Here is a 13,602-nt window from a genome sequence, read left to right as displayed (position 1 = left end):
GCGCGTGTCATCGCGGTTCTTCTCCGACGCCCATGGTCACATGTGGCGCCAATTACATGCCCTCCGCGGTGACGCGGTCCGGGCGGTTCTTTTGCCCAGGCTTGCGCTTGGGCATAATCAATCTGGTTGAAATCCGGGCGCTTCAGCGTCCTTCGCGGCCTTCAACCAGCGAAACTCATGCGGAGCGTATCAAAAAACGCATTCCGTCACCCCTACATAAGGGCAGCCCTGTGGAAAACACAATGGGGAATCGCGATTCAATCACTCAGGAGTGGTTAAAGCCGTCTCAAATACCTTAAGTTGCGTCAGCGCTGCGCTCAAACTTTCCACAACCTCTTGCCCCAGCTCAGGCAAAGGCAGCCCCGTAGGTCGAAGGTCTGGGATTTGAAATGTTCGACAACCCGCACGGGCGGCAGCAGTGGTTCCGGAGTCGCTATCTTCAAAGGCCACGCAGTTTTCAGCCTTAACGCCGAGCGCCGCGGCCGCCTCAAGGTAGGGAGCGGGGTCGGGTTTGTTTGCGGAAACTTCGTCGCCCGCTTTGACAACATCAAAATAGAGGTCGATGCCCGCCTTTTGCAGCTTTGCTCGCGCCAAAAGACCATGTGTGGATGTGACGACTGCCATACGCGCGCGATGCGATTTCAAGGTTTCCAGCGTTTCTTTGACATATGGCCGGAGCGGTACACCTTGCGAAACACGTTGATCGTAGGCGTCACGCCAGGCCTTTTCGAAAGCAATTGGGTTCATATGACCCGGCAGAAAGTCCTGTAATTGACGAGAGGTTTCAGCGGCGCTTGTCCCAATAAGGCCAAGATAGAACTCCTCGGCCTTGCTTCTGTTGATGCCCTCCTGATCCGTCAATGAAATCAGCGATTGCATGAACAGGCGCTCTGTATCCAGAAGCAAACCGTCCATATCAAAGAGAAATGCTGCAATTGTCGTCACGGGAAGCTCCGGTTTCTTATGCCGGCTGTGGTAACATCAATGATGTAACCATCCCATGACGATCTAATCACTTGTCATGTCTGCGCGTTACAGAAATCAAAGATAGTCCGCCCGTTGCAAGCCGTATTTGGCCATCTTCTCGTTGAGCGTCCGGCGTGGCAGGCAAAGCTCTTCCATAACGGAGGCAATAGAGCCGCGATGACGGCGCATGGTATTGTCGATCAGCATGCGCTCAAAGGCTTCGACATACTCTTTCAGCGGCTTGCCTTCTGTAGTCATGACAGGCTGCATCTCCTCGTGATCATTCATCAGCAAAGAGGCAATGGTGCCGCCGCCACGACGGGATTGCAGAACCGCGCGTTCAGCGAGGTTGATCAGCTGGCGCACATTGCCCGGCCATGGAGCTTGCAGAAGCTGGGCCGCTTCTTGGGCAGAGACCTGCGGCGCATCACAGCCATATTCATCTGAGAACTGCTCCGCATGGCGCGTGAAGAGCGTCAGGATGTCTTCGCCACGCTGACGCAGGGGCGGCACAGTGATGCGCAGGGCCGCAAGGCGATAGAAGAGATCAGAGCGCAGTGCGTCTTCACAGGTGCGGTTCTGTTCTTGCAGGTTGCAGATCGCCACAATCCGAGTCTCTGCTGGCGTGCCCTGATCATTGATCACGCTCAGCAGGCGCGCCTGCAGCGTGTCAGACAGCGCTTCAATGTCCTCCAGAACCAAAGTACCGCCGCGCGCTTCCTCGATCGCAGGCAATTGCGTGTCTTCTGGCAGCATCGGGCCAAAGAGGCGTTTTGTCAGCGCGTCTTCTTCCAGCGCAGAACAGCTGACCAGAACAAACTTCTTCCCTGCCCGGCTGCCCACCGCATGCAATGCGTGCGCAACTAACGTTTTACCTGTGCCGGTTTCACCATCGATCAACACGTGTCCATCAGCTTGGCCGAGGTCGAGGATGTCTTCCTTGAGGCGGGACATCACAGGCGAAGACCCAATGAGCTTCTTCATCAGCTGGGAGCCATCCGAGAGTTCTTTGCGCAGAATGCGGTTGTCCAAGGTCAGGCGGCGTGCATTGGCAGCTTTCTTAGCCAGCTGGCTCATGCGATCCGGGTTGAAGGGCTTTTCCAAGAAATCAAACGCCCCGACGCGCATGGCCTCAACGGCCATCGGTACATCGCCGTGACCTGTGATCATGATGACCGGCAGTGCGCTGTCAGAGCCCATCAGCTTTTTCAGAAACTGCATGCCATCCATGCCCGGCATCTTGATGTCGGAAATCACAATGCCCGGGTACTCCGGCCCGAGAACCTTGAGCGCATCTTCAGCGCTTGCGAAGGTTTCTGTGTCATATCCCGACAGGGCCAGCCATTGGCTGATGGACTGACGCATATCTTTTTCGTCATCCACAATCGCGATTTTCATTGCCTGAGCCATAGTTCTCTCCGCGTTATTCCGCAGCCTCAATCTCACCAGTTAAGATAGGGAGTTGCATTTCAAATACAGCCCCCCGTCCCTGACCATTGCGTGCCGTTAATCGGCCCACTAGGTCGTTCACGATCCCTGAAGAAATGGCAAGACCAAGTCCAACACCGTCTCCAGGCTGCTTGGTCGTGTAAAATGGTTCAAAGAGGTTATCGAGATCCTCAATCCCCGGACCATTGTCCCGCACTGTCAGCGTGGCGGTTTCCCCGGCCGCAAGGATCACATCTATCTCGGGTTCATCCTCTCCCTTTGTGGCATCCAAGGCATTGCGCAAAAGGTTCACCATGACCTGCTCAATGCGCACCTGATCGCCCATCACAAGCACCGGATCATCTGGCACAATGCGCCCGATTTTCACCTGCCTTTGACGCAGCTGCGGCTCCATCATCGACAGAGCAGACCCCAGCGCACCCCCAAGTTCTACGGGGCGAAAGTCCTCTCCGCCTTTGCGGGCATAGCTTTTCAACTGCTTAGTAATGGCACCCATGCGCTCAATCAGATCATCGATCCGTGTGAAGGAAGTCAGAGCCTCTTCAGGTCGATTGCGACGAACCAAAAGTCGCGCACCAGCAAGGTAGGTTTTCATCGCCGCTAGCGGCTGGTTCAACTCGTGCGAAACAGCTGCAGACATCTCGCCCAAAGCCGCCAATTTTGAACTCTGCGCGAGGCTTTGTTCGGCCACTTCAAGGCTCGCCTGCATGCGTTCGCGCTCGGCGATTTCTCGCTGCAGCCTGTGGTTCAATGCGCGAAGGCTCGCCGATTCACGTTGGAACAAAGCCATACGCAAGGCGTTCTTTCGGCTGAGAAAATAGAAGGCCAGTGCCAATAGGATGGCGAATCCCATGATCTCAAGCGCGAGCACCGCATTCACGCGCTCACGTACATTGGTGTAGGTGGTGAAACTGGCGATTTGCCAGCCACGGAACGGGATACGCGCCTCTTTGCGCATTACCGCTTCGCCCTGCACATAGGCATCAGCAGACAGTGACGTCCAATCCGAGGTCGCTTGCAACGCACGTTCGATCGCACCCTGCGCTGGCTGACGCACAAGCGCTGCGTCTTCTGTGAGCCCCCGCCAACGCGGCTCTGTGGCGAGAATGATGGTGCCCGTGGAGTCGGTGACCAACACCGCATCAGAAATCCCGGCCCAGGCCCGTTCGAACTTCTGCAGATCGACTTCAACGATGATCACCCCAAGCGGGATATTCAGATCATCCAACCGCCTTGAATAGGTGAAACTATAGCCCGCACTTTCACGTGGCTCGACCGTAAAGACCGTTGAATTCGACCGCATGGCATCCACGAAATAGGACGACTGCCTATGGTTTTCACCCAGGCGATTGCGATCCGTCGCAGCCACTGTACGCCCGTCCGTATCAAGCAGGAACAAAGACGCCGCACCGATTTCTTCAACAAAGGAAATCAAACGCGCGGTCGATTGGCTGAAGTCGCCGGTTTCCAGCGCCCTAATCAGTTCCGGGTCACGGGCCAGAAGCTGCGGCACAATTGCGCTACGGCGGAGTTCAGACAGCAGGTTCCCGGAATAGAGCGCCAGTCGCAGCTCCGCCCGGTTGCGCGTGTTCTGCGTAAAACGATCCGTCAAAAGCGAGTTGGTAACCCAAATCACTGTGCCTGCGATAATGCAAAGCAACAGCAAAGCAGCACGCACACGCCAGGAAATGGTGCGCAATCGGCTTTTCTTATCGGTGTTCAAGGTTTCCCCACTCATGGGGTTAAGGTACGCCGCCGAGGCGGCGCACTCAAGTCAGGCAGACACGACCTGCTGCATCAATGCGCTAAACATTGCCGTCCCGTCGGTGCCACCGTGGCCAGAATCCGCCGCCCGTTCAGGGTGAGGCATCATACCAAGCACGCGTTTGTTGGCAGACATCACACCCGCGATGTCAGCAACAGAGCCGTTCGGGTTGTCTGTATAGGTGAAGGCAATGCGGTCATCCCCCTTCAGGCGCGCCAGTGTTTCATCGTCAGCAAAATAATTGCCATCGTGGTGCGCGATTGGGATGTCGATCACATCTCCTGCATTGTAACCAGCTGTGAAAGCACTCTGAGAGGTCACAACTTCAAGGCCAACAGTGCGGCAGATGTATTTCAGACCGGCATTGCGGCGCAGAGCGCCAGGCAGAAGTCCGGTTTCGGTCAGGATCTGAAATCCGTTGCAAACCCCCAGCGCAAAACCACCAGCTTCCGCATGCTTCACAACCGCGCGGCAGATCGGTGAGTTCGCGGCAATCGCACCACAGCGCAGGTAATCGCCATAAGAAAAGCCACCCGGAACACCAACGATGTCCACGCCCGCTGGCAGATCGGTTTCCTTGTGCCACACCATGGTGACATCTGCACCAGCGCGTTCAAATGCGACTGCGAGATCGCGGTCACAGTTGGAGCCCGGAAAAACAACAACAGCTGCTTTCATCAGGACAGCTCCACCCGGTAGCTTTCGATCACAGTGTTCGCCAGCAGCTTTTCACACATGTCGGTCACGGTTGCCTCGGTGGTGCCTTCTGCCAGATCCAACTCAATCACCTTGCCCTGACGCACCCCTTCGACGCCGTCAAAACCAAGGGAGCCAAGTGCGTGGCGCACCGCCTCACCCTGTGGGTCCAAAACACCGTTTTTCAGCATCACATAGACACGTGCTTTCATGTCGCTCTTCTCCAGCTCAGTTAAGAAGCTCAGTCCCCGGCTTCTTCTTTGCAAAAATACTCAAAAAGCCCCGTCATCGACGGGGCCTCAGGTTAGTTGATCAAGGTCGGTTTATTAATCGGCGTGGCATTTTTCGGCAGAACACCCAGACGTCGCGCCACCTCAGAGTAGGCATCGGTCAGATTGCCCAGGTCGCGGCGGAATACGTCTTTGTCGAGCTTCTGGCCGGTTTCGATATCCCACAGGCGGCAGCTGTCAGGGGAAATCTCATCCGCCACAACCAGACGCTGGAAGTCACCTTCGTAAACGCGACCGATCTCGATTTTGAAATCGATCAGTTTGATGCCCACGCCATACATGACGCCAGAGAGGTAGTCGTTTACTCGCAGCGCAATGCTTAGAATGTCTTCCATATCCTGCTGGCTCGCCCAGCCGAAAGCCGCGATATATTCTTCTGGTACCAGCGGATCACCGAGTGCATCGTCTTTATAGCTGTATTCAACAACCGGACGTGGCAGCTGTGTGCCCTCTTCCATGCCCAGACGTTTCGCCATAGAGCCCGCTGCGTAGTTACGCACAATCACTTCCAGAGGAATGATCTCGCAAGAGCGTACCAGCTGCTCGCGCATGTTCAGGCGTTTCAGGAAGTGTGTCGGCACACCGATGTTACCAAGGCCAACCATGAAGAACTCACTCAGGCGGTTGTTCAGCACGCCCTTGCCGTCAATAACGTCTTTTTTTTCAGCGTTAAACGCGGTCGCGTCATCTTTGAAGTATTGCACAATCGTGCCTGGCTCTGGGCCTTCATAAAGAACCTTAGCTTTGCCTTCGTAGATTTTCTTTCCGCGTGCCATGAGAGCTCTTTCCAGATGGGCGGGAACCGACTCCCCGCTTCTTGGCGCTCTCTTAATCCATGCAATGAAATGTCGCAAGATAAGCTTCCCCCTTGCGACAACCGGCCCAGATGCGCATATCATTAGGAGAAACGCGTTAATTTCCAAGAGGTAGGCCATGAACACATTCGACGACCGCGAAACAGCTTTTGAAGCAAAATTCGCACATGATGAAGAAATGACATTCAAAGCAGAGGCACGCGCCAACAAATTGCTGGGTCTGTGGGCGGCTGAGAAGATGGGCATTTCGGGTGATGAGGCGGAAGCCTATGCCAAAACGGTCATCGTGGCTGACTTCGAAGAAGCGGGCGACGAAGACGTGATCCGTAAGGTGACGGCTGATTTGGAAGGCAAAATCACCTCCGATGAAATCCGTGCGAAACGCAAAGAGTGCGTCATCGAAGCCAAAGGTCAGTTGGCAGAAGATCCTGACGCTTAACGTCAGCTTCGAAAACTGTTGCAAAAACAACCACAAAGCGAGCGGTGTATGTGTCGCATGTCGCTCGCTTTAAACTTCCTTTAATTCAGCCCCTGTTAAGATTCCCTCCAACCTGCTGAGCAGAATGGCTACGGCGGGACCAAAGAAACTGAGGACACGAATTTGGGGCAGGCAATCCGTCGCGCAAGAACTGTGCTACGGCATTTGGTACCGATTGGCATCGGCGCTGTTTGCTGTTGGGCACTTTATAATCAATTACAACATATCGATTTTGGGCAGCTTTGGGCTGCTGTCATGGCGGTTAAGCCGTGGCAATGGGCATTGGCGCTTGTCGCAACAGCCGTAAGCTTCTGGGCCATCGCGCGTTATGACGTCGTGGCACATCGTCATTTTAGAACAGGTGTTTCTGATCGCCGTGCGACCATTACAGGCGCAACGGCGATTGCTGTTGGTCAAACCACCGGCGCGGGCGCCGTCGTTGGCGCATTTATACGCTGGCGTATGCAGCCAGGTCTCAGCCTGGTAAACAGCGCAAAAATCACAGCATTTGTAACACTTAGCTTCCTTGCGGCCTGGGCCGCGATCACCTCCATTGCGATCCTGATCCTACCGGCAGCGGACGTACCAGCAGCAATCCCCTGCTCAATCTTGGCAATCACTATTGGCTTGATGGGAATTGCCTTCCTGAAACCCGTCTTGAAACGTGCAGGCAAGGAGATCGAACTCCCTACCCTGCCAGCGATTATGGCTTTAGCGGGTTTCTGCTTTTTAGACGTCATGGCCGCTGCCGTTGCTTTCTGGGCACTTTTACCGGCTGGGATCGACCTGACAATTGCGCAACTATTACCCGTTTATTTGCTAGCGCTTGGCGCAGCGATCCTTTCAGGCACTCCGGGTGGTGTTGGTCCTTTTGAACTAACAGTTCTCGCACTTCTTCCGCATTTCCCTGAAATGGAGATCATGGCCGCGATCCTTGCCTTCCGTATGGTTTACTACGCTGTCCCTGCCATCATCGGCGGCATCGCCCTGCTGCGCCCAATGGCGCGCAAGGTAGATGGATGGACAAGCAGCGTTGATGGGTGTGTCGACAGCACTTTGACCCAAGAAACCGCCCGCGCCGAGCTTGGCGTTATGCGTCAGAACGGCGGATCTATCCTGCATTGCACCGCAGGCACCTATGGTGTCGTGCGCACTGGCCAGACGCTGACGACACTTTTTGATCCGGTAAACGGAGATGTCTCTGATCTCGCAGCGCCTCTGAAGCGCATCGCGCGAGAGCAAAACCGAGTGATTTGTAAGTATAAGATCACCGGGCGCCACGCACTGCGCGCACGTCGTCAGGGGTGGTCTGTTCTTCACATTTCTGATGAAGCTCTGATCTGCCCTGACCAACACTCACTTGAAGGTTCAAAATACCGTCAGCTGCGCCGCAAATTGCGTCAGGCTGAAAAAGCAGGCGTTCAGATCGTCTCACCGACCGACAAATTGCCTCTGGAAGAGATGGCAGCAGTGTCGCGCGAATGGGAAACAAATCACGGTGGTGCGCGCGGCTTGTCGATGGGGCAATTCGAAGAAAACTACGTTATGGGTCAGGCTGTATTTTTGGCCTATCTCGATGGCAAGTTGATCGGCTTTGTCTCCTTCCACAAAACCCGTCATGAATGGTGCCTTGACCTGATGCGCGCCACTTCAGATGCCCCTGATGGCACAATGCACCTACTCGTCCAGCAAGCGATTGAAGTAGCTCAAGAAAAAGACGTTCCATGTGTATCTCTCGCAGCCGCACCTGCGGGTGCTCTAAGCGGTCATTCCGCAATTGAAAAACGCCTGCGCAGCATCTTTTTCGCAAAAGCCGGGGGACCAGGTTTGCGTCAGTTCAAAGCCTGCTTCAATCCCCGCTGGCAGCCGCTTTACATGGCCTCGCCGGGACGTGGTCAACTGACCCTGGCTGCACTTGATCTGATCCGCTCTGTTAAACGCGCAAAGCCGGTGCCATCACCAGCCTATGTGGTTGCAAATCATACGCATCCTGCTCCGCGTTCATAATCATCCTGAAGAGAATGCATTTGTGCTCCCTGCGTCCACGTGGCAATGGGAGTACAACTGTATTTAGGACTCCCTAAAGGGACCCGATTGAAGGGCATAATCATGACGAACGCTTTGACCCGCCTGCTGGAAACACGCGACTGGCTGCTGGCTGATGGCGCAACAGGCACCAACCTATTCAACATGGGCCTGATGTCTGGCGATGCGCCAGAGCTGTGGAACGCGGATGAGCCCGCAAAAATCAAAGCACTATATCAGATTGCGGTGGATTCAGGCAGCGACCTCTTCCTGACCAACTCTTTTGGCGGCAACGCTTCTCGCCTGAAACTTCACGATGCGCAGGGTCGCGTGCGCGAATTGAACCGTCTGGCGGCTGAAATCGGTCGTGAGGTGGCAGATGCCTCTGGCCGCACCATTGTCGTCGCGGGTTCTGTTGGCCCGACCGGTGACATCATGGAACCCGTTGGCTCCCTGTCTCATGCAGACGCGGTTGAAATGTTCCATGAGCAGGCAGAAGGCCTGAAAGAAGGCGGTGTGGACGTGCTATGGCTGGAAACCATCTCTGCCCCAGAAGAATTTCGTGCAGCGGCCGAAGGCTTTGCGCTGGCCGATATGCCGTGGTGTGGCACCATGAGCTTTGACACCGCGGGCCGCACCATGATGGGTGTGACTTCTGCCGATCTGGTTAAGCTTGTTGAAGACCTGCCAAACCCTCCGATTGGTTTTGGCGCAAACTGTGGCGTCGGCGCATCCGATCTCTTGCGCACGGTTTTGGGCTTCTCTGCTCAGGGCACCGAGCGTCCGATCATCTCAAAAGGCAACGCTGGTATCCCGAAATACGAACACGGCCACATCCACTACGATGGCACCCCTCCACTGATGGCAGAATATGCAGTTATGGCACGCGATGCTGGCGCAACTATCATCGGTGGTTGCTGTGGTACAAAGGGCGAGCATCTTGTGGCGATGCGAGAGGCGCTGGAAACCCGTGAACGCAGCGAGCGCCCATCGCTTGAGAAAATTACAAGCGAACTTGGTGGGTTCTCTTCCGCAGTGGATGGCACCGAGGAAGGTTCAGACGAAGCACCAAAGCGCCGCCGCCGTCGCCGCGGTTAAGCCACACAAAAGCATGATCATTCATCATTTCAGCAGCCGCGATTTCATCTCGCGGCTGTTTTGTTTCTGACTGGCTTAATTCTGCTTACGGGATTGCCGCGCAAACCAAATCGCCAGAAATACACCCACAAGCAAACCAATCATTCCGCCGAGGTAACTGTAGTTATGCATGTGTCCCGCTTTCGCGAAGGCCAGCGGATCAGAGACCCTTTGCACCCAAGGACCATCGGGATACCTCGTCTGAGAGAAACTTAATTCCGCATAGATCAGCGCCGCCATGCCAACCAGCAAAGTTATTATGACAACCAATAGCGAGACGCGCATGAACCCGCGTACGAATGGAGCCGTTCCTCTGATGAACAAAGCCGGTAGATAGATCGGCAGGCCGATCACCAAACCCATCCACCAACTCGCTTGAACGCCAACCCAAGCAGCTCCGATCCTGTTGTGAAATTCTGGATCGATGCGGAACTGGATGAATTTCAACTCGTGAAAATAGACAGGCCCGACAGTGTATGAGATTTGGTTGTGCACCGCGCCGTAGAGTGCGGCCAAACCACAGGAAAACAACATAAGCACGGGAAACAACAACACTTTCTTCATGCGCTGACCCTATGAGGGCAAAGCGTATTTCACAACAGAGTTTATTCCCTTACTCAGGAGATTAGTCAAACAAACTCAATTGATTACCTGCCTCAAAAGGCACTGCAAAAAGATCCGTATTCAAGGGCGGCAGCTTCTTGGAAAGCTTATTTTTGCGCATCGCAAGGCCTGCGCGATGGGCCATGATTTCGGCAAAGTGCCCTTCCCCACGCATACGCTTCCCCCATTCGGGGTCGTAGGGTCTGCCACCATGCATGTCACAGATCTGCTTCATAACCTTGTTCACCCGATCGGGAAAATGCGCCGCAAGCCATTCTTGGAAGAGCTCCGAGACTTCAAGCGGCAATCGCAAGGAAATCCAGCTTGCGGCCTTGGCCCCCGCCTGCGCACCAGACCCCAGAATGCGCTCAATCTCATGATCATTGATGCCAGGCACAACCGGCGCCAGCATCACTCGCACGGGAATGCTCGCCTTGCTCAATCTCTCAATCAGCTTCAACCGCCGCGCAGGCACGGGCGCACGCGGCTCCATCAGACGCGACACGCGATTATCAAGCGAGGTTACCGAGACCCCAACATGGGCCAACCCGCGCGAAGCCATGTCTGCAAGAATATCAATATCACGCTCGATCAATGTACCTTTGGTGACAATCATGACCGGGTGATTGAATTTCTGCAGTACCTCAAGGCATTGGCGCATGATCAGATAGCTTTTATCGATCGGTTGATACGGGTCCGTATTGGTTCCAATGGCAATCGGCGCAACAGCATAGCCGCGTTTGCGCAATTCTTTATCCAGCAGCTTTGACGCGTTCACTTTTGCGGTCAGGCGCGTCTCAAAATCCAGCCCAGGTGAATAGCCCAGATACGCATGCGTAGGGCGTGCAAAACAGTAGATACAGCCATGCTCGCAGCCGCGATATGGATTAATCGAGCGATCAAAGGGAATGTCAGGTGAACTATTTCTAGTGATGATCGACTTCGCCAGCTCATCTTCGACATGGGTTGCAAAAACAGAGCGTTCTTCCTCGATGTCCCAGCCGTCAAATGTCTCTACCTCTTGATGAGTTTCGAACCGTCCGCTGACATTACTGACAGCGCCACGCGCACGACGTCGTTTTTCATCAATGGAAATCTCTGAATCATGGGGCATGCCGATAATTTGGCGCCAAATATAGAACAAAGCAAGAACAATTGAAGTGAGCGACATGTTATCAATGAATATTTTTCAAAAGCATTCATAATCTTTTCGCTCTATAAGTCGGAACTGAACGCACCGTGGTCGGAATTAAACATCGATTATTGGGCAGAAAATGAGAGAAGGGTGCAGAGAAATTTGTATCCGTGGGAACAATTGAATGTCAGACGAAGAAGAAATCATCCTGTCGGAACTGAACGACGAAGAGCTTGTCGATCAAATGTATGACGACCTCTACGACGGTCTGAAGGAAGAGATTGAAGAAGGCACAAACATCCTTCTTGAGCGCGGTTGGGAACCTTATGACATCCTGACTCGTGCACTGGTTGGTGGCATGACTGTTGTTGGTCAAGACTTCCGTGACGGTATCCTCTTTGTTCCAGAAGTTCTGTTGGCGGCAAACGCGATGAAAGGTGGCATGGCCATCCTGAAACCATTGCTTGCTGAAACCGGAGCACCACAGATCGGTAAAATGGTGATCGGCACTGTAAAAGGCGACATCCACGATATCGGTAAAAACCTCGTCGGAATGATGATGGAAGGCGCTGGTTTTGAAGTTGTCGATCTGGGCATCAACAACCCAGTTGAGAACTACCTGGAAGCGCTGGAAAACGAAAAACCAGACATTCTGGGCATGTCTGCTCTGCTGACAACCACAATGCCTTACATGAAAGTGGTCATTGATGAGCTGGTCGCCAAAGGGATCCGCGAAGACTACATCGTTCTGGTGGGTGGTGCACCTCTGAACGAAGAATTTGGTAAGGCTATTGGTGCTGACGCTTATTGCCGTGATGCTGCTGTTGCGGTTGAAACAGCCAAAGAGATGATGGGTCGCAAGCATAACGCTTTGCACGCTTGATCTTTTATCAAACTAGATCGATTTAGGCCCGTGCAGCAATGTGCGGGCTTTTATTTTGGGAGAGTTCCGATGGTAGATGTAAGTGATCAACAATTGACCGACAAAGGCTTGGATGCAGACGCTGCCTCTGGCCGCATTCTGCTTCTGGCCTGCGGTGCTCTGGCGCGCGAGATCTTGGCTTTGAAAAACGCAAATGGCTGGGATCACATGGTGCTGAGCTGCCTGCCCGCGATCTATCATATTCGCCCTGAAAAGATCCCTGGTGCAGTGCGCGAAGTCGTGGCGAGAGAGCGGGATAACTATCAGAAAATATTCGTCGTTTACGCAGATTGCGGCACTGGCGGTCTTCTCAAGGCGACTTGCGATGAACTTGGCGTGGAAATGGTCGCGGGCCCCCACTGCTACAGTTTCTTTGAAGGCAATGATCGTTTCGCAGAGCTGACAGAAACTCAATTCACCAGTTTCTATCTCACGGATTTTCTGGTTCGTCAGTTTGACGCCTTTGTCTGGAAGCCCATGGGGTTGGACAAGCACCCAGAACTGCGTGACATGATCTTTGGCAATTATGAAAAGCTGGTTTACCAAGCCCAGATCAATGATCCGGCTCTGGTTGAAAAAGCGCGCGAATGTGCCGATCGACTGGGCCTTGCCTTCGAATACCGTTTCACCGGTTATGGTGATTTGGCCACGAGCCTCGAAACTGTTGCAAAGTCTTAAACGAGAGACGTCACCCACAGGATATTTGCATCTTCCTCGCTGACTGAAATCACGTTGTGCCCCATGGCACCATCGTAATAAGCGCTGTCGCCACGGCGCATCTCAATCGGTTCGTAGAACTCTGTGTAGAGCTTGATCACACCTGTCAGCACATAGAGGAATTCTTCGCCATCATGGCGCACCCATCCGTCAAACTCATCCATTGAGCGCGCGCGGACGCGGGCGCGATAAGGGAGCATGGTCTTTTTGGTAAGGTTCTCGGCCAACAGCTCATGTTCATAGGTCGCGGTGATACGCTCTGCTCCCTGCCCCTGCTTTGTCATGATCATGCGACCATTCACCTGCCCCTTGATGGGCGGCGTGAAAAGCTGCGGAACTGAAATTTCCAAACCTTCTGCAAGCTTTTTCAGGGCGTCATAGGTCGGAGACATCTGCCCGTTCTCAATCTTGGACAGCGTGGAACGCGCCAAGCCAGCTTGTGTGGCGGCCTGTTCCAGGGTCCAATTGCGTGCCTTGCGCAATTCGCGCACACGCACGCCCAGATCTAACGGTTCCGCTTCTTCCTGGGTTCCGTTTTCACGCGCGACTTGAACAAGAGATTTCTGGTTTTCATCCTTCATTCTGGGTCTTTAGGCCTCAGGGC

The 13,602-nt window shown here is 54.1% G+C and carries 14 protein-coding genes; 5 read left to right on the top strand and 9 right to left on the bottom strand.

Annotated elements, in window-relative coordinates:
* Positions 1-261: 261 nt before the first annotated feature.
* From M0D42_RS05185 to purC, 6 genes are all read right to left on the bottom strand, one after another.
* On the bottom strand, positions 262-945 hold the full coding sequence (locus M0D42_RS05185; protein ID WP_265020537.1) for an HAD family hydrolase: 684 nt from the start codon (positions 943-945) through the stop codon (positions 262-264).
* A gap of 96 nt (positions 946-1,041) precedes the next feature.
* Positions 1,042-2,376: a sigma-54-dependent transcriptional regulator gene (locus M0D42_RS05180; RefSeq protein ID WP_265020536.1), complete on the bottom strand. Its 1,335-nt coding sequence runs from the start codon at positions 2,374-2,376 to the stop codon at positions 1,042-1,044.
* Positions 2,377-2,389: 13 nt separating this feature from the next.
* Entirely contained in the window at positions 2,390-4,153 is a 1,764-nt protein-coding gene (locus tag M0D42_RS05175; RefSeq protein WP_265020535.1) for a sensor histidine kinase, read from the bottom strand.
* 36 nt (positions 4,154-4,189) lie between these two features.
* On the bottom strand, positions 4,190-4,858 hold the full coding sequence (gene purQ / locus M0D42_RS05170; protein WP_265020534.1) for a phosphoribosylformylglycinamidine synthase subunit PurQ: 669 nt from the start codon (positions 4,856-4,858) through the stop codon (positions 4,190-4,192).
* Positions 4,858-5,088, bottom strand: coding sequence for a phosphoribosylformylglycinamidine synthase subunit PurS (gene purS, locus M0D42_RS05165; RefSeq protein WP_058314488.1), 231 nt, complete (start codon positions 5,086-5,088; stop codon positions 4,858-4,860). The genes purQ and purS overlap by 1 nt, the downstream gene beginning before the upstream one ends.
* A gap of 92 nt (positions 5,089-5,180) precedes the next feature.
* Complete coding sequence (purC, locus tag M0D42_RS05160; RefSeq protein ID WP_265020533.1) at positions 5,181-5,942, bottom strand: phosphoribosylaminoimidazolesuccinocarboxamide synthase; 762 nt, start codon at positions 5,940-5,942, stop codon at positions 5,181-5,183.
* Positions 5,943-6,099: 157 nt separating this feature from the next.
* Here purC and M0D42_RS05155 point away from each other — a divergent pair, with 157 nt between their 5' ends.
* The 3 genes from M0D42_RS05155 (at position 6,100) to bmt (ending at position 9,582) form a co-directional block, all read left to right on the top strand.
* The gene (locus M0D42_RS05155; RefSeq protein WP_265020532.1) at positions 6,100-6,420 is read left to right on the top strand and encodes a DUF1476 domain-containing protein; all 321 of its coding nucleotides are present in this window, start codon (positions 6,100-6,102) and stop codon (positions 6,418-6,420) included.
* A gap of 294 nt (positions 6,421-6,714) precedes the next feature.
* Positions 6,715-8,466, top strand: a complete 1,752-nt coding sequence (locus M0D42_RS05150; RefSeq protein WP_265020531.1) for a phosphatidylglycerol lysyltransferase domain-containing protein — start codon at positions 6,715-6,717, stop codon at positions 8,464-8,466.
* Between the two features lie 102 nt (positions 8,467-8,568).
* Positions 8,569-9,582: a betaine--homocysteine S-methyltransferase gene (bmt, locus tag M0D42_RS05145; RefSeq protein ID WP_265020530.1), complete on the top strand. Its 1,014-nt coding sequence runs from the start codon at positions 8,569-8,571 to the stop codon at positions 9,580-9,582.
* 75 nt (positions 9,583-9,657) lie between these two features.
* Here bmt and M0D42_RS05140 read toward each other — a convergent pair whose 3' ends face one another.
* Both M0D42_RS05140 and M0D42_RS05135 read right to left on the bottom strand, forming a co-directional pair.
* A complete protein-coding gene (locus tag M0D42_RS05140; RefSeq protein ID WP_265020529.1) occupies positions 9,658-10,185 on the bottom strand; it encodes a hypothetical protein in 528 nt (175 codons plus the stop codon).
* 61 nt (positions 10,186-10,246) lie between these two features.
* Positions 10,247-11,338 carry a PA0069 family radical SAM protein gene (locus tag M0D42_RS05135; protein WP_265020528.1) on the bottom strand — a complete coding sequence of 364 codons (1,092 nt, stop codon included), beginning with the start codon at positions 11,336-11,338 and terminating at the stop codon, positions 10,247-10,249.
* 205 nt (positions 11,339-11,543) lie between these two features.
* Between M0D42_RS05135 and M0D42_RS05130 the strand changes: the two genes are divergently transcribed.
* Both M0D42_RS05130 and M0D42_RS05125 read left to right on the top strand, forming a co-directional pair.
* A complete protein-coding gene (locus M0D42_RS05130) occupies positions 11,544-12,242 on the top strand; it encodes a corrinoid protein (RefSeq protein WP_265020527.1) in 699 nt (232 codons plus the stop codon).
* Between the two features lie 69 nt (positions 12,243-12,311).
* Entirely contained in the window at positions 12,312-12,959 is a 648-nt protein-coding gene (locus M0D42_RS05125) for a DUF1638 domain-containing protein (protein WP_265020526.1), read from the top strand.
* On the opposite strand, the gene M0D42_RS05120 is transcribed toward M0D42_RS05125, so the two are convergent.
* Positions 12,956-13,579, bottom strand: a complete 624-nt coding sequence (locus M0D42_RS05120; protein WP_265020525.1) for a helix-turn-helix domain-containing protein — start codon at positions 13,577-13,579, stop codon at positions 12,956-12,958. The genes M0D42_RS05125 and M0D42_RS05120 overlap by 4 nt on opposite strands.
* Between the last annotated feature and the right edge of the window lie 23 nt (positions 13,580-13,602).

Source organism: Cognatishimia activa, from assembly GCF_026016445.1.
In the GTDB taxonomy this organism is placed as follows: Bacteria; Pseudomonadota; Alphaproteobacteria; order Rhodobacterales; family Rhodobacteraceae; genus Cognatishimia; species Cognatishimia activa_B.
Note: the sequence above shows the minus strand (reverse complement) of the source record. Positions and strands in the feature narration are given on the sequence as shown.

What these genes read in the sequence shown, in the direction of transcription:
- M0D42_RS05175 (WP_265020535.1), bottom strand. Translation starts at nt 4,153, where the DNA reads ATGAGTGGGGAAACCTTGAACACCGATAAGAAAAGCCGATTGCGCACC.
- M0D42_RS05150 (WP_265020531.1), top strand. Translation starts at nt 6,715, where the DNA reads ATGGCGGTTAAGCCGTGGCAATGGGCATTGGCGCTTGTCGCAACAGCC.
- M0D42_RS05155 (WP_265020532.1), top strand. Translation starts at nt 6,100, where the DNA reads ATGAACACATTCGACGACCGCGAAACAGCTTTTGAAGCAAAATTCGCA.
- purS (WP_058314488.1), bottom strand. Translation starts at nt 5,088, where the DNA reads ATGAAAGCACGTGTCTATGTGATGCTGAAAAACGGTGTTTTGGACCCA.
- M0D42_RS05135 (WP_265020528.1), bottom strand. Translation starts at nt 11,338, where the DNA reads ATGCCCCATGATTCAGAGATTTCCATTGATGAAAAACGACGTCGTGCG.
- bmt (WP_265020530.1), top strand. Translation starts at nt 8,569, where the DNA reads ATGACGAACGCTTTGACCCGCCTGCTGGAAACACGCGACTGGCTGCTG.
- purQ (WP_265020534.1), bottom strand. Translation starts at nt 4,858, where the DNA reads ATGAAAGCAGCTGTTGTTGTTTTTCCGGGCTCCAACTGTGACCGCGAT.
- M0D42_RS05120 (WP_265020525.1), bottom strand. Translation starts at nt 13,579, where the DNA reads ATGAAGGATGAAAACCAGAAATCTCTTGTTCAAGTCGCGCGTGAAAAC.
- M0D42_RS05125 (WP_265020526.1), top strand. Translation starts at nt 12,312, where the DNA reads ATGGTAGATGTAAGTGATCAACAATTGACCGACAAAGGCTTGGATGCA.
- M0D42_RS05140 (WP_265020529.1), bottom strand. Translation starts at nt 10,185, where the DNA reads ATGAAGAAAGTGTTGTTGTTTCCCGTGCTTATGTTGTTTTCCTGTGGT.
- M0D42_RS05130 (WP_265020527.1), top strand. Translation starts at nt 11,544, where the DNA reads ATGTCAGACGAAGAAGAAATCATCCTGTCGGAACTGAACGACGAAGAG.
- M0D42_RS05180 (WP_265020536.1), bottom strand. Translation starts at nt 2,376, where the DNA reads ATGGCTCAGGCAATGAAAATCGCGATTGTGGATGACGAAAAAGATATG.
- purC (WP_265020533.1), bottom strand. Translation starts at nt 5,942, where the DNA reads ATGGCACGCGGAAAGAAAATCTACGAAGGCAAAGCTAAGGTTCTTTAT.